General features: G+C 70.6%; 21 protein-coding genes. 9 read left to right on the top strand and 12 right to left on the bottom strand.

Translation table 11 applies throughout. From position 1 onward, the window contains the following. The first annotated feature begins 115 nt into the window (after positions 1-115). The gene (locus IF28_RS0126635; protein WP_051713897.1) at positions 116-367 is read left to right on the top strand and encodes a response regulator transcription factor; all 252 of its coding nucleotides are present in this window, start codon (positions 116-118) and stop codon (positions 365-367) included. 103 nt (positions 368-470) lie between these two features. Here the strand turns inward: IF28_RS0126635 and IF28_RS0126630 are convergent, their stop codons facing one another. The 5 genes from IF28_RS0126630 to IF28_RS0126610 all read right to left on the bottom strand — a co-directional run bounded on the left by IF28_RS0126630 (position 471) and on the right by IF28_RS0126610 (position 5,103). Continuing rightward, positions 471-905, bottom strand: coding sequence for a hypothetical protein (locus IF28_RS0126630; RefSeq protein ID WP_158713718.1), 435 nt, complete (start codon positions 903-905; stop codon positions 471-473). Between the two features lie 62 nt (positions 906-967). Next, the gene (locus IF28_RS0126625) at positions 968-1,363 is read right to left on the bottom strand and encodes a hypothetical protein (protein ID WP_030225111.1); all 396 of its coding nucleotides are present in this window, start codon (positions 1,361-1,363) and stop codon (positions 968-970) included. A 46-nt stretch (positions 1,364-1,409) separates the two neighbouring features. After that, the gene (locus IF28_RS0126620) at positions 1,410-1,835 is read right to left on the bottom strand and encodes a PASTA domain-containing protein (protein WP_158713717.1); all 426 of its coding nucleotides are present in this window, start codon (positions 1,833-1,835) and stop codon (positions 1,410-1,412) included. A gap of 253 nt (positions 1,836-2,088) precedes the next feature. After that, the gene (locus tag IF28_RS36545; protein ID WP_037894085.1) at positions 2,089-2,544 is read right to left on the bottom strand and encodes a transposase; all 456 of its coding nucleotides are present in this window, start codon (positions 2,542-2,544) and stop codon (positions 2,089-2,091) included. Positions 2,545-2,811: 267 nt separating this feature from the next. Then, on the bottom strand, positions 2,812-5,103 hold the full coding sequence (locus IF28_RS0126610; protein WP_030225104.1) for a transglycosylase domain-containing protein: 2,292 nt from the start codon (positions 5,101-5,103) through the stop codon (positions 2,812-2,814). A gap of 430 nt (positions 5,104-5,533) precedes the next feature. Here IF28_RS0126610 and wblA point away from each other — a divergent pair, with 430 nt between their 5' ends. Beyond that, entirely contained in the window at positions 5,534-5,872 is a 339-nt protein-coding gene (gene wblA, locus IF28_RS0126605) for a transcriptional regulator WblA (protein ID WP_030225101.1), read from the top strand. A gap of 71 nt (positions 5,873-5,943) precedes the next feature. Here the strand turns inward: wblA and IF28_RS0126600 are convergent, their stop codons facing one another. Beyond that, on the bottom strand, positions 5,944-7,371 hold the full coding sequence (locus IF28_RS0126600) for an ArsA family ATPase (RefSeq protein ID WP_030225099.1): 1,428 nt from the start codon (positions 7,369-7,371) through the stop codon (positions 5,944-5,946). A 112-nt stretch (positions 7,372-7,483) separates the two neighbouring features. Next, positions 7,484-8,461 (bottom strand): ArsA family ATPase, encoded by a 978-nt coding sequence (locus IF28_RS0126595; RefSeq protein WP_030225097.1) that lies wholly within the window; start codon positions 8,459-8,461, stop codon positions 7,484-7,486. Positions 8,462-8,543: 82 nt separating this feature from the next. Here IF28_RS0126595 and IF28_RS38825 point away from each other — a divergent pair, with 82 nt between their 5' ends. The 4 genes from IF28_RS38825 to IF28_RS0126575 all read left to right on the top strand — a co-directional run bounded on the left by IF28_RS38825 (position 8,544) and on the right by IF28_RS0126575 (position 11,111). Continuing rightward, positions 8,544-8,702: a DUF4177 domain-containing protein gene (locus IF28_RS38825; protein ID WP_073947089.1), complete on the top strand. Its 159-nt coding sequence runs from the start codon at positions 8,544-8,546 to the stop codon at positions 8,700-8,702. After that, a complete protein-coding gene (locus IF28_RS0126585; protein WP_030225095.1) occupies positions 8,699-9,166 on the top strand; it encodes a RidA family protein in 468 nt (155 codons plus the stop codon). The genes IF28_RS38825 and IF28_RS0126585 overlap by 4 nt, the downstream gene beginning before the upstream one ends. A gap of 236 nt (positions 9,167-9,402) precedes the next feature. Further along, positions 9,403-10,284 carry an NUDIX hydrolase gene (locus IF28_RS0126580; RefSeq protein WP_030225094.1) on the top strand — a complete coding sequence of 294 codons (882 nt, stop codon included), beginning with the start codon at positions 9,403-9,405 and terminating at the stop codon, positions 10,282-10,284. Further along, the gene (locus tag IF28_RS0126575) at positions 10,281-11,111 is read left to right on the top strand and encodes an MBL fold metallo-hydrolase (RefSeq protein ID WP_030225092.1); all 831 of its coding nucleotides are present in this window, start codon (positions 10,281-10,283) and stop codon (positions 11,109-11,111) included. The genes IF28_RS0126580 and IF28_RS0126575 overlap by 4 nt, the downstream gene beginning before the upstream one ends. Positions 11,112-11,171: 60 nt before the next feature. On the opposite strand, the gene IF28_RS0126570 is transcribed toward IF28_RS0126575, so the two are convergent. After that, positions 11,172-11,846 (bottom strand): Crp/Fnr family transcriptional regulator, encoded by a 675-nt coding sequence (locus IF28_RS0126570; RefSeq protein WP_004928297.1) that lies wholly within the window; start codon positions 11,844-11,846, stop codon positions 11,172-11,174. Between the two features lie 395 nt (positions 11,847-12,241). Between IF28_RS0126570 and nth the strand changes: the two genes are divergently transcribed. The 3 genes from nth to IF28_RS0126555 all read left to right on the top strand — a co-directional run bounded on the left by nth (position 12,242) and on the right by IF28_RS0126555 (position 15,239). Continuing rightward, complete coding sequence (gene nth, locus IF28_RS0126565) at positions 12,242-13,204, top strand: endonuclease III (RefSeq protein ID WP_051713887.1); 963 nt, start codon at positions 12,242-12,244, stop codon at positions 13,202-13,204. Positions 13,205-13,292: 88 nt separating this feature from the next. Further along, positions 13,293-13,994: an NUDIX hydrolase gene (locus IF28_RS0126560; RefSeq protein WP_030225087.1), complete on the top strand. Its 702-nt coding sequence runs from the start codon at positions 13,293-13,295 to the stop codon at positions 13,992-13,994. A 45-nt stretch (positions 13,995-14,039) separates the two neighbouring features. Further along, positions 14,040-15,239 (top strand): MarP family serine protease, encoded by a 1,200-nt coding sequence (locus IF28_RS0126555; RefSeq protein WP_030225084.1) that lies wholly within the window; start codon positions 14,040-14,042, stop codon positions 15,237-15,239. A gap of 36 nt (positions 15,240-15,275) precedes the next feature. Here the strand turns inward: IF28_RS0126555 and IF28_RS39965 are convergent, their stop codons facing one another. The 4 genes from IF28_RS39965 to nhaA form a co-directional block, all read right to left on the bottom strand. Continuing rightward, positions 15,276-15,458: a hypothetical protein gene (locus IF28_RS39965; protein WP_078621436.1), complete on the bottom strand. Its 183-nt coding sequence runs from the start codon at positions 15,456-15,458 to the stop codon at positions 15,276-15,278. Positions 15,459-15,563: 105 nt separating this feature from the next. After that, entirely contained in the window at positions 15,564-16,514 is a 951-nt protein-coding gene (locus IF28_RS0126550; RefSeq protein WP_030225082.1) for an alpha/beta fold hydrolase, read from the bottom strand. Beyond that, positions 16,511-16,999, bottom strand: coding sequence for a phage holin family protein (locus tag IF28_RS0126545; RefSeq protein ID WP_030225080.1), 489 nt, complete (start codon positions 16,997-16,999; stop codon positions 16,511-16,513). The genes IF28_RS0126550 and IF28_RS0126545 overlap by 4 nt, the downstream gene beginning before the upstream one ends. An 84-nt stretch (positions 17,000-17,083) precedes the next feature. Continuing rightward, entirely contained in the window at positions 17,084-18,520 is a 1,437-nt protein-coding gene (nhaA, locus tag IF28_RS0126540) for a Na+/H+ antiporter NhaA (protein WP_030225078.1), read from the bottom strand. Between the last annotated feature and the right edge of the window lie 110 nt (positions 18,521-18,630).

Here is an 18,630-nt window from a genome sequence, read left to right as displayed (position 1 = left end):
GCGTCCCGCCCGTCCGTATCTCAGCCATTGCGGCCGGAGGTCTTGATCAGAGGCGGCTCGGCGGCGAATGCTTCCGCCGGGCCGGTTCCGTGTGGCCGGCCGGGCGAAGGGGGTCATGGTGGAATCGGTCATCCGGGGAGACGAAAGCGATCGCGACTTACTCACGCTGCTTTATCAGGGGTTCGACGACGCGACCGTGGCCCGACGGCTCGGGGTCAGTCATCGGACCGTGCAGCGTCGCGTTCAGAGGATCATGTCGGATCTCGGAGTGAGCGGCCGTTTCGCCCTGGGGGCGAAAGCGCAGGAGCTCGGGCTCATTCCCGACATCACCCCGTCCCCGAATTCAGGTGGCGGCCGTACGGGATGAGCGGCATTCCGTGAGGAATGTGATGTCACGGGCATGCCGCCGCCCTCGCGGCTTTTCCTGGAAAGCGCGAGGGCGGCGGCAGGGCGGTGTCAGCCGGGTCCGGTCATCCGCAGTGGACGCCCTTGACGGACCTGCCCGCCCAGATGCCCCCGTTGTCCTCGCCGCCGCCGACGTCGATGCAGTGCCCGTTGGTACCGGTGACGGTGACGGGCCCCGCGTAGTACTTGTACGCACCGGAGTCGAGCTTGCCGCTGCGGCCGGAGATGTTGATGCCCACTTCCATGTAGTGGGACGAGCCGTAGTACTTCTTCGCCAGCAGCACGGCACAGTTGGTGCCGCTGTTCGCGGAGGAGTAGTACACGCGCAACTGGCCCCACACCTCGCCCGACGCCGGCGTGTTGTACGTGCCGACGAGGCTTCCCGGACAGCCGTACTCGGCGGCGCCCGACGTTGCGGCGGAGGCACTCGGGGCGGTGGCGACACCGAGGCCGGTCAGCGACAGCGCGAGGGCGGCCGCGGTGGCGAACGTTCTGCGCATGGTGATCACGCTCCTGTTCCGGTCGTTACGGGCGGAAGATCGGTGCGGGCGAGCTGGGTGGATCAGGCCACGGCGTGGCAGTTCGAGACGGCGTTGGACGTGAAGTCGATGCCGCCCGTGACGGTGCCGTCCCAGTTGCCGAGCCAGGCGTTGATGACGACGGTCGTCCCCTCGGCGATGTCGAGGTTGACGTCGCGTACGCCGCCGTCCGCGCTGAGCCGGTTCCAGTAGAAGTAGTGGCCGTCGCCGTAGATCTCGATGCCGCCGACGGCGGAGTTTCCGTCGGCGTAGATGTCGTCGACCAGCAGATGCTCGCCGTACGCCTTGAACTGGGCCTTGGCTCCGCCGTTGTCGGAGTAGTCGGTGCAGTCCGACTCGGCCTGGGCGGTCGCCGTCATGCCGACGCAGAACGCGGCGACGATCGGAAGTATGGCGGCGGCGCGTGCGATCTTGCGCATGGGATTACCTCGTCATTCTCTGGTGGTGGATCCGTCGGTTGCCGGGTCAGTCCTGGGCGCAGGAGGCCGAGATCACCAGCCGTGGCTCCAGGTCCGAGGAGAAGGGGGTGCCGGCCGCGGGGCTCTGCCGGCAGACCTCGTACGACCAGCTGCGTGCCTCGGACACGGGTTCGCCGTCGACGTCCACGTGGATGTGCTTCGGCGGGTATCCCGTCAGTACGAGCTGGTCGGTGGCCTTGCGCAGCCGTGTGCCCACGACGTCCGGCGTTCCGTCGGCCTTGCCTCCGGTGCCGACCTCGTGCGGGCACGTCTCGGAATTCCGGACCGCGTAGAGGACCACTGCTCTGAGGTTCGGTTTCTCCTTCTCGAAACAGACCTTGAATTTCTTCGCGTGAGCCGGACTCACATGCCGGTCCAGGCCCGTCGCGTCGCGGAGCGAGAACCCCTTGCCCTCGTCCGCCTTTTCCGTCATGGCGGTGTAGAGCGGGCCCTCGGCCGGGCGGGTGGGGGATTCACTGGCGTCGGATGCCGCGACAGGTTCCTCGCGCGTTTCCCCGGCTGTGTCCGAGCCGCACGCGGTGATACCGGTCAGAACGGTCAGAGTGACCACCGCGCTTGTCAGGAAGCGGCGTATTCGCCTCTCGCGGATGTTCCGGAAACCCATGAATCACTGTCCTCCCCTCATGCACATGATGATCAAAGGAACACCAGGGAAATGGGGGGAGTCAAGGGTTTTGATGCTGCCCGAATTGGGTGCTTGCTGAGTGCTTCTGCGACTTCGTGTGCGTCTCGTGTGGTGATCTTCGCGAGCCCGGACCGGTCCCGGTCCGCTGTCCGGCCCGCAGTGTCGCGGCCTTCGCGATCACGGCGGCCCAGTCGGCCTCGCCCGCGCCCGCGAGCCCGTCACGCACCGCGGCGCGGTGCAGCCGTTGCCACACGCCCGCCTTCGTCCAGCCGGTGAAGCGGCGGTGCGCGGTCGCCGGTGAGATCTCGAGCCAGGCCGGCAGCGACCGCCAGGCGCATCCGCTGGTCAGCACGTAGACCACCGCGGTGAACACCACCCGCTCGTCCACGGGAGCCGTGCCCCCGCCCTGCCGGCGGGGTGCGAACGCCGGCAGCAGCGGCTCCGTCAGCGTCCACAACTCGTCGGTGACCAGCCGTCGGGAAAGATCGCCAGTCATGCTCACCATCGTCGTCGGCACCACATGAGACGGCGACAGGGGGAGGCCAGGTTGTCGCAATTACGCCAGAGCGGCGTTACGCCGGAACGGTGTTGCGCCAGAGCCGCGTTACGCCAGAGCGGTGTCACGTCAGAGAGGTGCTGTGCCAGGGCGTGACCCCCCGGCAGCCCGCCGGGAGACGACACCGGGTGCGGAACGGCGCAGGGCCCGCCGGTTGGCCGGCGGGCCCTGCTTTCGTCGCCGTACGGGCGCGGATCGGCCGAGCCGTTACCCGCGTCCGCCGCCGTTGTCGTTGCCCCGGAAGAAGCCCTCGGGGAACGTCGGCTCGGTGCCGCCGCCTCCGTCGTTCCCGCCGTTGTTGCCGCCGTCGGTCAGACCGCCGAGGAGGCCTTCGCCCCCGTTGCCGTTGCCCTCGTTGTCGCCGTTGCCGCCGTCGTCCTGGCCGCGGCCCGGCTTTGCGCGGTCCTCGCGCTCCTCGCGCTCCTTGTCCGGGTCGGGGATGTTGACCGGCACGAAGGAGTCGGCCCCCTTGCCCACCAGGGCGCCGGTCATGGCGTCCTTCCAGATCGGGCCCGGAGTGTCGGAGCCGTAGACCAGGTCGTGGTAGACACCGCCGATGGTGATGTTCCGCATCTTGACCTGCTGGGTGGCGCTGCCGACCCAGACGGCGCCCGAGAGGTTGGGCGTGTAGCCGACGAACCAGGCGTTGCGGCGCTCGTCGGTCGTACCGGTCTTGCCCGCGTTGTCCCGGTCGCCGAGGCCGGCCTGCTGGCCGGTACCGGAGTCGACCACGCCCTTGAGCAGCGCGTTGATGGTGTCGGCCGTGCCCTCCGACATCGCCCGCGAGCAGGTGGACTTCGGCACCTCGAGGCTCTTCTTCGTCTCGCCCACCCGCTGCGTGACCGCCTCGATGGCGATGGGCGTGCAGTACATGCCGCGGTTGGCGAAGGCGGCGTACGCGGACGCCATGGTGAGCGGGGAGACGGACTCGGTGCCGAGGGCGATCGAGGGGACCTGCGGGAGGTTCTTGCCGGTGCCCTGCTTGATGTGCAGCTTGTCGGTCATCTTGGTGACCGGGCAGAGGCCGATGTCCGCGACCATCTCGATGAAGTAGGTGTTGACCGAGAGGGCCATCGCCTTCTTCAGCCGGTAGGGGCCCTTCTCCGACTCGTTCTCGTTCGGGATCTTGGTGCCGTCTTCGTTGGTGTACGGCTTGTCGCACGTCTGGATCGGGCTCGGCACCGTCAGTTCGTACGGCGAGGGGTACTCCTGGGTCGCCGGGCGGCCCTCCTCGAGGGCGGCGGCGGCCACGAACGGCTTGAACGTCGAGCCCGTCGGGAAGCCGTTGCTCGTCCCCATCGCGTAGTCGACCGAGTAGTTGATCACGGTCTCGTGCTGCTTGGCGTTGGTGCCGTACGGCTTCGACTGCCCCATCGCGACGATCTTGCCGGTGCCGGGCTCGACCAGGGTGGTCGCGGCGGAGACCTCGTCGCTGGCGTTGACGTGGTCCTTCAGCGACTGCCGCACCGAGCTCTGCGCCTGCGGGTCCAGCGTCGTACGGATCGTCAGACCGCCCTGGTTCCAGATCTTGGCCCGGTCCTCCTTGGTCTTGCCGAAGACCGGGTCGTTGAGGAACACGTTGCGCACGTAGTCGCAGAAGAAGCCGGCGTCGTCGACCGCGGTGATGCAGCCGTTCTTCGGCTTGCTGATCTTCAGGCCCAGCGGGGCCTTCGCCGCCTTGTCGGCCTGCGCCTGCGAGACGTCGCCGACCTGGGCCATCCGCGCGATGACGACATTGCGCCGCTTCTTCGCCTCCGCCTCGTCGTTGACCGGGTCGTACCGGCTCGGCGACTGGACGATGCCGGCGAGGAGGGCGGACTCCTGGAGGTTGAGGTCCTTGGCGGACTTGGAGAAGTAGCGATGGGCGGCGGCCTCGACGCCGTACGCCTGCTGGCCGAAGAAGGTGATGTTCAGATAGTTCTCGAGGATCTTCTTCTTGCCCAGCTCCTCCTCGACCTGGATCGCGTACTTCAGTTCCGCGATCTTGCGGCCGATGGTCTGCTGGGTGGCCTGCGCGACCTTCGTCGGGTCGTCGCCCGCCTCCTCGACGAAGACGTTCTTCACATACTGCTGGGTGAGCGTGGACGCGCCCTCGGAGACCTCACCGCTGCGCGCGTTCTTGTTGAGCGCGCGCAGGACGCCCTTCAGGTCGACCGCGCCGTGCTCGTAGAAGCGCGAGTCCTCGATCGCGACGATCGCCTTCTGCAGATACGGCGAGACGTTCTTGAGGGGGACCACCGTGCGGTCGCGCGAGTAGACGGTGGCGATCTGGCCGCCGTTCGCGTCGAGGATGCTGGTGCGCTGGCTCAGCGGCGGCGTCTTGAGATTGGCCGGGAGCTCGTCGAAGCTCTCGACCGATCCCTTGGCCGCCAGGCCGAGCGCGCCGACGGCGGGCAGCGCGATGCCGGCCATGACGGCACCCGCGAGGACACTGACACCGAGGAACTTGGCGGCCTGCTGCGTGGAGGACAGACCACCGCCCGAGCGCTTCTTTGGCATGGGAGCAGCCTACGTTCTCATTCGCCGGACAAGCGTATATGCCTTGGCCTAAGCTGCTCTCAACTGTCACAGCAGTGAGGCCACGTATCAATACGTCCGGCGACCCCGAATCGTTCCGGATCTCCTCGACTTTTTTCGTACGGGTTTGCGTCGAGGGATGTTGAGTGCGTGTCCGGATCCGCCTCGTGTGTCATGCGGTGTCCGTTGTGACGCAACTGAATTGACCAGGATTGCCGGTTTCGTCACGCATGTCGCCCCCTCACTCCCCCGGGTGATCTGCCGCTTACCCATAGTCCGTTCGGGCCATTCAAGATTGGGCCCGCTGGGGGTGTTGCGCCGTGCCCACCTTCCGTAACGTCCTCAACTGGCGGCGGTGAATATGCCGCTGCCGCCGTGGGGGAGCCTCGATTCGGGAGAGGACGGCGCCGGTATGGGCTGGGTTACCGACTGGAGTGCGCAGGCTGCCTGCCGCACTACCGATCCGGATGAACTGTTCGTTCAGGGAGCAGCGCAGAACAGGGCCAAGGCGGTGTGCACCGGATGTCCGGTACGTACCGAATGCCTGGCCGACGCGCTCGACAACCGCGTCGAGTTCGGCGTATGGGGAGGCATGACGGAGCGTGAGCGCCGCGCGTTGCTGCGCCGGCGGCCGACCGTGACCTCATGGCGCAGGCTGCTGGAGACCGCGCGCTCGGAGTACGAGCGGGGGTCGGGTGTCGTGCCGCTCGACGACGACGAGGTGTACGAGAACCTCGCGGCGGTGGGCTGAGGGCCCTCGGGGGGCACTCAGCCGGGGCCGGGGGTTCCTCGGCTCCGGAGCCGGGCGTTCGCCCGTCCGGTTCAGGGTGTTTCGGGCAGCTCCGGCCGGTCGGTCGCGAGCCGGTCGCCGATGTCCCGCAGCCCCGCGAGGTCGTGCACGTCGCCGGGCAGCGCGGCCACCTCGGTCACCGCCACCTCGGGGTGCAGCGCGGTGAAGCGGTCGCGTGTGCGCTGCTCGCGTGAGAGCAGCCGCATCCGCTCGGCGTGCAGCCTCAGCAGGCCAGCGGTGAGCCGGTCGACGGACCGGTCCGCGTCCGTGTCGTCCGTGCCGTCGAGGCCGGTGTCGTCGACGTCCGTGCCGTCTGTGTCCGCGCCATCGGTGTCCGTGTCCGTGTCTGTGGCGTCGGTGTCCGTGGGGGCGGGGGAGCCTCCGTCGGGGACGTCCGATGACGCCAGGGGTTCTGAACTGCCGTACGTTTCGGGAGAGTTACGAAGTCCAGCTTTCCCGCCCTCCTGATCCACAATGCGGGAGTCCTCAAGATTTTCCGCGGCGGCCAGCGCCCGCTCGGCCGACAGCCCGTCCGCGCCGCTGCCATGGACCCGGTTGAGCACGAGGCCGGCCAGGGGCATGTCCTCCGCCGCCAGCCGCTCCACGAAGTACGCGGCCTCGCGCAGCGCGTCCCGCTCCGGGGCCGCCACCACCAGGAACGCCGTCCCGGGCGCCTGCAGCAGCTTGTACGTGGCGTCCGCGCGCGTACGGAACCCGCCGAACATCGAGTCCATCGCCGCCACGAACGTCTGCACGTCCTTCAGCAGCTGCCCGCCCAGCACCTTGCCGAGGGCGCCGGTCATCATCGACATCCCGACGTTCAGGAACTTCATCCCCGCGCGGCCGCCCACCTTCGCGGGGGCCAGCAGGACACGGATCAGCTTGCCGTCGAGGAAGGACCCGAGCCGCTTGGGCGCGTCCAGGAAGTCCAGCGCGGAACGCGAGGGCGGGGTGTCGACCACGATGAGGTCCCACTCGTCCCTGGACCGCAGCTGGCCCAGCTTCTCCATCGCCATGTACTCCTGCGTGCCCGCGAAGCCCGCCGAGAGCGACTGGTAGAAGGGGTTGCCCAGGATCGCGGAGGCCCGCTCCGAGTCCGCGTGCGCCTCGACGATCTCGTCGAAGGTGCGCTTCATGTCGAGCATCATCGCGTGCAGTTCACCGCCCGCGGAGTCGTCGATGCCCTTCACCCGGCGCGGGGTGTTGTCCAGCGAGTCGATGCCCATGGACTGGGCGAGCCGGCGGGCCGGGTCGATGGTGAGGACCACCACCTTGCGTCCCCGCTCGGCCGCGCGCAGGCCCAGCGCCGCCGCGGTGGTCGTCTTGCCGACCCCGCCCGAGCCGCAGCACACCACGATCCGGGTGGCGGGGTCCTCGATCAGCGGGTCGACGTCGAGCGTGCGAGTGGGGGAGAGGCGGTGACGTGCCGGGTCCTGGGACCGCGCCGGTTGTGGACTCATGACATCCCCTGCTTCCGGTGCTTGCGGCTCGTGACGGGGCCGGTACGGCGATGGCGGCGGCCCGGGTGGGGGTGGTGCCGGACGCCGTCGCGGGCCGTGCGGGCGTGACCGGTCATGACACGCCCTGGCCGCGCAGATTCCTCGCCAGTTGGTACAGGCCGGCCAGGTCCATGCCCTCCGCGAACAGCGGAAGTTCGTGCAACGGCACGCCGAGGTCCGCCAGCACGGCGCGCTGCTCGGTCTCCAGCGCGTACCGCTCGGCGTACTCCCGCGCCTGCGCGAGCAACGGGTCCACCAGCCGCTCGGCGTGTCCCCCGCGCCGCGCGCCACCGAGGCCGGCGGACGACAGTGCCCGCGCGATGGAGGAACGAGGGACCGACTCCGTGAGTTCCAGGCCGTCCCCGTCCAGTACCTCGGGCCGGACCATGTTCACGACGACACGCCCCACCGGAAGCCGCGCGGTGCGCAGTTCCGCGATGCCGTCGGCGGTCTCCTGGACCGGCATCTCCTCCAGCAGCGTCACCAGGTGCACGGCCGTCTCCGGCGATTTCAGCACCCGCATGACGGCCTGCGCCTGATTGTGTATCGGGCCGATCTTGGCGAGCCCGGCGACCTCGTCGTTGACGTTGAGGAAGCGGGTGATGCGGCCGGTCGGCGGGGCGTCCATCACGACGTAGTCGTAGACGAACCGCCCGCCGCGGTCCTTGCGCCGTACCGCCTCGCACGCCTTGCCGGTGAGCAGGACGTCCCGCACGCCGGGTGCGACGGTCGTGGCGAAGTCGATCGCGCCGAGTTTTCGGAGGGCGCGGCCCGCGCCGCCCAGTTTGTAGAACATCTGGAGGTAGTCCAGAAGGGCCAGCTCGGCGTCGATGGCGAGGGCGTACACCTCGCCGCCGTCCGGAGCGACCGCGATCTTGCGTTCCTCGTAGGGCAGTGCCTCCGTCTCGAAGAGCTGTGCGATGCCCTGCCGGCCCTCGACCTCGACGAGAAGCGTCCGCTTCCCCTCCGTGGCCAGGGCCAGCGCGAGGGCGGCGGCCACCGTGGTCTTGCCGGTTCCGCCCTTGCCACTGACGACCTGGAGCCTGCTCACGCCTTCGAGCCTAAATGCTCCCCGCGCGCACCGGCGGCTCCGGGTGGCGGTTCGCGCGCGGACGGCGGCTAGAGTCGGCCGCATGACCAAGTGGGAATACGCGACTGTGCCGCTGCTCGTCCACGCGACCAAGCAGATTCTGGACACCTGGGGCGAGGACGGCTGGGAGCTCGTCCAGGTCGTACCCGGGCCGAACCCCGAGCAGCTGGTGGCCTACCTGAAGCGCGAGAAGCAGGGATGAGCGCCGTCGAGGCGAAACTGGCCGAGCTGGGCCTGAGCCTGCCGGAGGTCGTCCCGCCGCTGGCCGCGTACCAGCCGGCCGTGCGCTCGGGGCGCTACGTCTTCACCGCGGGCCAGCTGCCCATGGTGGACGGCAAGCTTCCGCTGACCGGCAAGGTCGGCGCGGAGGTCACCGCCGAGGAGGCGAAGGAGCTGGCGCGCACCTGCGCGCTGAACGCCCTCGCCGCGGTCAAGTCCGTCGCCGGGGACCTGGACCGTGTGGCACGTGTGGTGAAGGTCGTCGGCTTCGTGGCGTCCGCCGCGGACTTCACCGGCCAGCCGGGCGTCCTCAACGGCGCGAGCGAACTCCTCGGCGAGGTCCTCGGCGACAAGGGCGTTCACGCCCGCAGCGCCGTGGGCGTCGCGGTCCTCCCGCTGGACGCGCCGGTGGAGGTCGAGATCCAGGTGGAACTCACGGAGGCGTAGGCCTCGGCGGGGCGGGGCGGGGCGGGTGCGGGCGGGGTTCGCCTCCCGGTCCTCGCCCCGGGTCGTGCCGGTGTCGCGGGCCCGGGTGGCCGACGCCCCGCGTGGGAGGTGCTCGTCGGCGTCCGACGCCGGAGGGCGGCCGCGCGGTGCGCGCCCCGGGGGCGTACGTCGAGTGGCGGCCCCGCCGCCGATGGCGGGCACTCGAACATCCGCGCGTCACGGGATAGCCTCCGGCCATGGTGAATGCGCAGGCCGGCGGGCAGTGGTACCCGCCCGAGTGGCCGGAGCGGATCCGTGCGCTGGCGGGCGGCGGCCTCACGCCGGCCGTGCCGAGGCGCGCGGCCACCGTCATGCTGCTCAAGGACACCGGCGACGGACCCGCCGTACACATGCTGCGCCGGCGTACGTCCATGGCGTTCGCCGGCGGCGCGTACGCCTACCCCGGCGGTGGCGTCGACCCGCGCGACGACGACCGGCACGTCCGCTGGGCGGGGCCCACGCGCGCGTGGTGGGCCGACAGGCTCGGCGTCGACGGGACGGACGCCCAGGCGATCGTCTGCGCGGCCGTACGGGAGACGTACGAGGAGGCGGGCGTCCTGCTCGCCGGGCCCACCCCCGACTCGGTGGTCGGCGACACCACGGGCGAGGACTGGGAGGCGGACCGTGCGGCACTGGTCGCGCGGGAGACGTCGTTCGCGGAGTTCCTCGACCGCCGGGGGCTGGTCCTGCGCTCGGACCTGCTCGGCGCGTGGACGCGCTGGATCACCCCGGAGTTCGAGCCGCGCCGCTACGACACGTGGTTCTTCGTCGCCGCGCTCCCCGAGGGGCAGCGCACCCGCAACGCCTCCACGGAGGCCGACCGCACGGTGTGGATCACCCCGCGCGGGGCGGCCGCCGCGTACGACCGGGGCGAGCTGCTGATGATGCCCCCGACCATCGCCACCCTGCGCCAGCTCACGGCGTACGGCGCGGCCGCGGAGGCGCTCGACGCGGCTCCCGCGCGGGACCTCACGCCGGTGCTGGCCACCGCGCGCCTGGTGGAGGGCGAGATCGTGCTCTCCTGGCCGGGGCACGACGAGTTCACCAAGCACATCCCGACCGGGGGAGCCCCCGCATGACGGACGCGAGCACCCTTCCCGGCCAACCGCGGGGCGGAGTCCTCTCCGGTCCCGCCACCGCGCGTGCCGTCAACGTCCTCGCCCCCAACCCGTCGGCGATGACCCTGGACGGCACCAACACGTGGATCCTGTCGGAACCGGACTCCGACCTCGCGGTCGTGGTCGACCCGGGCCCGCTGGACGACGGGCATCTGCGGCACGTCGTAGCGACCGCGGAGCAGGCCGGGAAGCGCGTCGCCCTCACCCTGCTGACGCACGGTCACCCCGACCACGCCGAGGGCGCCGCCCGCTTCGCCGAGCTGACCGGCACGAAAGTACGGGCACTGGACCCGGCGCTGCGGCTCGGCGACGAGGGGCTGGCCGCCGGGGACGTCGTCACCGTCGGCGGCCTGGAGCTGAGGGTCGTACCGGCGCCCGGCCACACGGCCGACTCCCTGTGCTTCCATCTCCCGGCCGACCGGGCGGTCCTGACGGGCGACACCGTCCTGGGCCGGGGTACGACCGTCGTGGCCCACCCCGACGGCCGTCTCGGCGACTACCTGGACACGCTGCGCCGGCTCAGGTCGCTCACGGTCGACGACGGCGTCCACACGGTCCTGCCCGGCCACGGTCCCGTCCTGGAGGACGCCCAGGGCGCCGTCGAGTTCTACCTCGCCCACCGCGCCCACCGCCTCGCCCAGGTCGAGACGGCCGTCGAGAACGGGCACCGCACCCCGCCCGAGGTCGTCACCCACGTCTACGCCGACGTCGACCGCTCCCTGTGGCCGGCCGCGGAACTCTCGGTCCGCGCCCAACTGGAGTACCTGCACGAGCACGGGCTCATCTAGGGCCGGAAGGCCGCGGACACGACGCGGCCCCGCCTTCCGGGAAGACGGGGCCGCGAGGGGTCAGCGGGAGCGCTTGGCAAGGCGTTCGACGTCCAGGAGGATCACCGCGCGGGCCTCCAGGCGGAGCCAGCCGCGCTGCGCGAAGTCCGCCAGGGCCTTGTTGACCGTCTCGCGGGAGGCGCCGACCAGCTGGGCCAGCTCCTCCTGCGTGAGGTCGTGCACGACGTGGATGCCCTCCTCGGACTGCACACCGAAGCGGCGCGAGAGGTCCAGCAGGGCGCGCGCGACACGGCCCGGGACGTCCGAGAAGACCAGGTCCGACATGGCGTCGTTGGTCTTGCGCAGCCGGCGCGCGACGGCCCGCAGCAGCGCCGTGGCCACCTCGGGGCGGGCGCTCAGCCAGGGCGTCAGGTCGCCGTGGCCGAGGGCCAGCAGCTTGACCTCCGTGAGCGCCGTGGCGGTCGCGGTGCGCGGGCCGGGGTCGAACAGCGACAGCTCGCCGATCAGCTCGCCCGGGCCGACCACGGCCAGCATGTTCTCGCGGCCGTCGGGGGACGTGCGGTGCAGCTTGACCTTGCCCTCGGTGACCACGTACAGGCGGTCGCCGGGGTCGCCCTCGTGGAACAGGGAGTCGCCCCGTGCGAGGGTCACCTCACTCATGGAGGCGCGAAGCTCGGCGGCCTGCTCGTCGTCGAGCGCCGCGAAGAGCGGATTCCGCCGCAGAACGTCGTCCACGAGTTCTCTCCTTGTCGACCTGCTCAGGGGATCTTGTACCCCCACGTACCAGGGGACCGTGGTTCCCATTTTGCAGGACGGTCCAAACAGTGTGATCTGTCACAAGGATGCCGTACGGGCCGGTCGGGGTGAGCGGCAGGGGTCCAATTGGACGCCGGTCCTCCGGGTCCGGGGCGGATGTCGGTGCCGGGCCGTAGGCTGGCCGGGTGTCCAAATCGCCGGTGAGAGCACAGGCCGAGGGGGCTGCGCGGGTGGCAGTACGTCGCGATTCCGCTGTGGGCGAACAGGGCTCCGATGGTGGTAGGGAACCGGCGAAAACGGCAAAGAGGTCGCCGTTGAAGAAGGAACGACCGACGCCCCGCGCGAGCGGGACGGCCGAGGAGGCGAGCACACCGGTGGAGAAGCCGGGGAAGAAGAGTCCCGCGGCGGCCAAGAAGGCGCCCGCCGCGAAGAAGACGGCCGGCGCCGCGAAGTCCGCCGCCGTCAAGAAGGCCCCGCCGCCCAAGAAGCAGCTCGTCGCCCCCAAGAAGGCCACCGCGACCGTGCGGGCCGCCCCGGTGAAGACCGTCGTCAAGCCGGTCGAGGACGAGTCGCGCACCGCGCTGGTCCGCCGTGCGCGCCGGATCAACCGTGAACTCGCCGAGGTGTTCCCCTACGCGCACCCGGAGCTGGACTTCGAGAACCCCTTCCAACTCGTCGTCGCCACCGTGCTGTCCGCCCAGACCACCGACCTGCGCGTCAACCAGACGACCCCCGCCCTGTTCGCGAAGTACCCCACCCCCGAGGACCTGGCCGCCGCCAACCCCGAGGAGGTGGAGGAGATCCTGCGCCCCACCGGCTTCTTCCGCGCCAAGACCAAGTCGGTCATAGGGCTGTCGAAGGCGCTGACGGAGGACTTCGGCGGCGAGGTGCCGGGCCGGCTCGAGGACCTCGTCAAACTGCCCGGCGTCGGCCGCAAGACCGCGTTCGTCGTGCTCGGCAACGCGTTCGGGAGGCCCGGCATCACCGTGGACACCCACTTCCAGCGCCTCGTGCGCCGCTGGCGCTGGACCGCGGAGACCGACCCCGACAAGATCGAGGCGGCCGTCGGCGCGCTCTTCCCCAAGAGTGACTGGACCGACCTCTCCCACCACGTGATCTGGCACGGCCGCCGCATCTGCCACGCCCGCAAGCCCGCCTGCGGCGCCTGCCCCATCGCCCCGCTCTGCCCGGCGTACGGCGAGGGCGAGACGGATCCGGAGAAGGCGAGGAAGCTGCTCAAGTACGAGAAGGGCGGCCTCCCCGGCCAGCGTCTGAAGCCCCCGCAGGCCTATCTGGACGCCGGCGGCAGGCCCGCCCCGCCCCTGGGCGCCGGATGACGCGGTGGTACCCGCGGCGGCCCGCGGAACGATCTCGGGGCCGCCGGGCGTTGAGCGTGTGGGACGCGGCCGGACGACGGGGGTGGCGATGACGCGGACAAGCGGTGCCCAGGGCGGTCCGGTGACGGTCAGCAGGGCCGGGCTGCCCGGCTGGCTGGACCCGGTGGCAGGCGCGGTGGAGACGATACGGCCGCGACAGCTCAGCCGCTTCCTGCCCCCGGAGAACGGCTCGGGACGTCAGTCCGCCGTCCTCATCCTCTTCGGCGAAGGTGACGGCGAGCGCGGCCCGGAGCTGCTGCTCATGGAGCGCGCGAGCTCCCTGCGGTCGCACGCCGGACAGCCGTCCTTCCCCGGCGGCGCCCTCGACCCCGAGGACGGCGACCCGCACGGCGACGGTCCGCTGCGGGCCGCCCTGCGCGAGGCCGAGGAGGAGACCGGACTCGACCCGACGGGCGTTCAGCTCTTCGGCGTACTGCCGAAGCTGTACATCCCCGTCAGCGGCTTCGTCGTCACGCCCGTCCTGGGCTGGTGGCGCGTCCCCAGCCCGGTCGGCGTCGTCGACCCGAACGAGACCGCGCGGGTGTTCACCGTCCCCGTGGCGGATCTCACCCACCCGGACAACCGGGCGACCACGGTTCACCCCAGCGGCTTCCAGGGCCCGGCGTTCCTGGTCGAATCGGCCCTCGTATGGGGCTTCACCGCCGGTGTCATCGACCGGTTGCTGCACTTCGCCGGGTGGGAGCGCCCCTGGGACCGCGACAGGCGGGTCCCGCTGGACTGGGGGTCATGACAGGGTGGGCGCGGTGCTGGGTAGGACGAGGCGAGGCTTGAAGCGGTGAACGTGCTGGACATCCTGTTGCTCGTCGCCGCCGTGTGGTTCGCCGTCGTCGGCTACCGCCAGGGCTTCGTCGTCGGCATCCTTTCGGTGATCGGCTTCCTCGGCGGCGGTCTCGTCGCCGTGTACACGCTGCCCGTCATCTGGGACGCCCTGACGGACAAGTCGGAGGTCGGGACGACGGCCGCCGTCGTCGCGGTCGTCGTCGTCATAGTCTGCGCCTCCGTCGGCCAGGCCCTGACGACCCATCTGGGCAACAAACTGCGCCGCTACATCACCTGGTCCCCCGCCCGCGCGCTCGACGCCACCGGCGGCGCCCTGGTCAACGTCGTCGCGATGCTCCTGGTCGCCTGGCTGATCGGCTCCGCCCTCGCCGGTACGACACTGCCGACGCTCGGCAAGGAGGTCCGCGGCTCCAAGGTGCTGCTCGGCGTGTCCCGGGCGCTGCCCGACCAGGCCGACACCTGGTTCGCCGACTTCTCCTCCGTCCTCGCGCAGAACGGCTTCCCGCAGGTCTTCAGTCCGTTCTCCAGCGAACCGATCACCGACGTACGGCCACCCGACCCGGCCCTGGCGGGCAGCCCCGTCGCCCTGCGCGCACAGCGCTCCATCGTCAAGGTGATGGGCACCGCCCCGAGTTGCGGCAAGGTCCTGGAGGGCACCGGCTTCGTCTTCGGCGACCGCCGCGTCATGACCAACGCGCATGTCGTGGGCGGCGTCGACGAGCCGACCGTGCAGATAGGCGGCGAGGGCAGGAAGTACGACGCCACGGTCGTCCTCTACGACTGGAAGCGCGACATCGCCGTCCTCGACGTACCCGATCTGGACGCGCCCGCGCTGCGGTTCACGACCGACGACGCGAGCAGCGGCGACAGCGCCATCGTCGCCGGCTTCCCGGAGAACGGGGCGTACGACGTCCGCCCGGCGCGCCTGCGCGGACGCATCACGGCCAACGGCCCCGACATCTACCACCGCGGCACCGTCCGCCGTGATGTGTACTCCCTGTACGCGACGGTCCGGCAGGGGAACTCCGGCGGCCCGCTGCTCACGCCCGACGGCGAGGTCTACGGCGTGGTCTTCGCGAAGTCGCTCGACGACGCCGAGACGGGGTACGCCCTCACCGCGGACGAGATCCAGGACGACATCACCAAGGGCCGTACCGCGAACCAGCAGGTGGACAGCGACAACTGCGCTCTCTAGAGCCCGTGGTGTGCCGGCTCGCGGTCGTACGGACCGTCAGCCGCGCGGATGGCGCAGACGGACGGAGACCCAGCGGGCCCTGCGACGGAGGATGTGCGGAATTCCCACCCTGAGATCCGTACCTGCCATCCGTCGTGCACCGCCTCGCTGGTGGGAACCCACACCGCCCGCCGAGCGGCGGTCGCGGCTTGCGTCACTGTAGTCGTGCGTCCAGCCCATACCCGGACGTCTGCCCCTGCCCCATGGTCGATAACCACCTCACGCGCCCTCAATTGGCGTATGCGCCCGGCAATTGGCCGATCGTCAGACAAGTGCTCGGCCGGCCTATCGATCGGGTTCCGGATCCTTCAGCCAATTGATCAGTTCGGTGGAGAAAGCGACCGGATCCTCTTCGTGCGGGAAGTGCCCCAGCCCGTCGAACAGCCGCCAGCGGTACGGCGCCTCGACGTACTCCCCGGACCCCGCGGCACTGCGCGTGCGCACGACCGGGTCCAGCGAGCCGTGCAGATGCAGCGTCGGCACCCGCACCGGCCGCTTCATCCTGCGGTTGAACTGGATGCCGTCCGGGCGGGCCAGGGAGCGCACCATCCAGCGGTACGGCTCGATCGAGCAGTGCGCCGTGGACGGGATGCACATGGCCCGCCGGTAGTTCTCCAGCGCCTTGTCGTCCGGCAGGCGCGGCCCGGACCAGTCCCGGATCAGCTCGGCCACCAGCGCCCCGTCGTCAGCGGTGAGCCGGCGCTCCGGGATCCAGGGCCGCTGGAACCCCCAGATGTGGGACAGGGCGGCCGACTGCCGGGCGTCGGAGACCAGCGCCGAGCGCCAGCGCCGCGGGTGCGGCATGGACGCGACCGCGAGCCGCCGTACCAGCTTGGGGCGCATCGCCGCCGCCGTCCACGCCAGATATCCGCCCAGGTCATGGCCGACCAGCGCGGCGTCCGGTTCGCCCAGGGAACGGATCACGCCGGTGATGTCCAGCGCGAGGTTGGCCGGGTCGTAACCGCGCGGCGTGCGGTCGCTGCCGCCGACGCCCCGCAGGTCCATGGCGACGGCCCGGAAACCGGCGTCCGCGAGCGCCGTCAGCTGGTGTCGCCAGGTCCACCAGAACTGCGGGAAGCCGTGCAGCAGCAGCACCAGGGGGCCGTCGCCCAGCTCCGCGATGTGGAAGCGGGCGCCGTTGGCCGCGACGTCGCGGTGGATCAGCCCGGCGCCGCCGGGGATGTCGAGTCGTACGACCGAAGCGGGTTGCGCCGCAGGAGTGGCGGGATCCGTCATGAGGACGAGCGTGCCACAGCCTCGATGGCCTGGGGGACCCGGTCCTCGGGCAGTTCGGGCCGCGGGTGCGGCTTGGCCTTCTGCAGCACGCCCGCCGTCTCCTTCACCGAGGCGGCGACCTTCTGCGGGCCGCGTCCCTTCTTCGCCTTCTTCGCGAAGACGACGCCGATGAGCGCGAGGACCAGCGCGATCAGCACGTTCGCGGCGAAGGACAGCAGGAAGCAGAGCGCGAGGTTCCAGTCGCTCCAGGTGTGGATGCCGTAGGCGAGGGCGAAGTTCAGCATCGGCAGGGAGAACAGCAGCAGCACACCGGCCGCCGTGAACGCGCTGCCGCTGGTCGCACCCCGCTTGACGTCCTGCTTGAGCTGCGCCTTCGCCAGCGCGATCTCGTCGTGCACCAGCGCCGACATGTCAGCCGTCGCCGAGGCGAACAACTGGCCGATGCTGCGTTCGGCGCCGACCGGGCTGCCGTCGGGTGCGCTCATCGCGGTCTCCCTCTCCTGCGTACGTTCCCCGTACGTTCCTCATGCCTGCACATACGGTTCCGTCTTTTGTACCGTCTCGTCAGATCATGCCGGACCGTGGTGCTCCTCGCCTGCCCCGCCCGTCACTTCGGCAAGCGCGTCACGCTCCGCGGCCTTCTCCCGGGCGAGTCGCCGGTGCTCCGCGGCCTTCCGCTCGTGGATCTCCGCCATCCGCAGGTGGTACGCCGGGTCGTCCTGCTCGTAGACGTCCGGGACGCCGCTGAGGTCCTCGTCGCGCTCCTCGTCCTCGGTCAGCCTGCGGTACTTGGCGTTCCTCATCCGCAGCAGCACCGTCGCGACAGCGGTGGCGATCAGCGAGCCGGTGAGGACTGCGGCCTTGACGCTGTCCGTCATCGCCGCGTCGCCCTCGAAGGCGAGTTCCCCGATGAGCAGCGAGACGGTGAAGCCGATGCCGGCGAGCGTCGCCACCGCGAACACGTCCGGCCACGCGAGGTCGTCGCTGAGCGACGCCCTGGTGAAGCGTGCCGTCAGCCAGGTGCCGCCGAAGATGCCGAGCGTCTTGCCGACGACGAGTCCGAGGACGACGCCCAGCGTCTCCGGCTGCGCGAACACGTCCGCGAGTGCCTCGCCGGAGATCGCCACACCCGCGCTGAACAGGGCGAACAGCGGGACGGCGAGGCCCGCCGACAGCGGCCGGACGAGGTGTTCGACACGCTCGCCCGGTGAGCGCTGCTCGCCCTCGTGGCGGTGGCAGCGCAGCATCAGGCCCATCGCGACACCGGCGATGGTGGCGTGGATGCCGCTGTTGTACATCAGCGCCCATACGACCAGCGCGAGCGGCACGTACACGTACCAGCCGCGTACCCCCTTGCGCAGCAGCAGCCAGAAGAGGGCCAGGCCCGCGAACGCGCCGCCGAGCGCCGCGAAGTCCAGGTCGTCGGTGAAGAAGACCGCGATGATCAGGATGGCGAACAGGTCGTCGACGACGGCGAGGGTGAGCAGGAAGGCGCGCAGCGCGCTCGGCAGGGAGGTGCCGATGACGGCCAGTACGGCGAGCGCGAAGGCGATGTCGGTGGCGGTGGGTACGGCCCACCCGGCCAGGGAGCCGCCGCCCACGCCGCTGGTGAGCGTGTAGACCAGCGCCGGTACGGCCATGCCGCACAGGGCGGCGACGACGGGCAGCATGGCCGCCTTGGGGTCGCGCAGATCACCGGCGACGAGTTCGCGCTTGAGCTCGACGCCCGCGACGAAGAAGAAGACGGCGAGCAGTCCGTCGGCGGCCCAGTGCGCCACGGACAGATTGAGCCCGAGGGCGTCGACACCGAAGTGGAAGTGGCTGACGGTCTCGTAGCTGCCGTGCGGACCGGAGATGTTCGCCCAGATCAGCGCGGCGACGGCGGCGAGGAGCAGCAGAACACCGCCGACCGTCTCGGTGCGGAGCGCGTCGGCGACGAACGTCCGCTCGGGCAGCGAGAGACGTCCGAGGGCCTTACGGGGGGTGGGGGTGCGGGGCGCGGTCACTGCGGGTGAGTCCTCTGGTCGGGCGGGCAGCACGAATCGTGTGCCGACCAGACTTCCCGGCGCCCCATGAGACAGCTTTTCGTTCAGCTTATCCAAGGTGCTCCCGAGGT

This window comes from Streptomyces sp. NRRL WC-3626 (genome assembly GCF_000718785.1).
GTDB lineage: Bacteria > Actinomycetota > Actinomycetes > Streptomycetales > Streptomycetaceae > Streptomyces > Streptomyces edwardsiae.
This window is presented reverse-complemented; position numbering and strand designations above follow the sequence as displayed.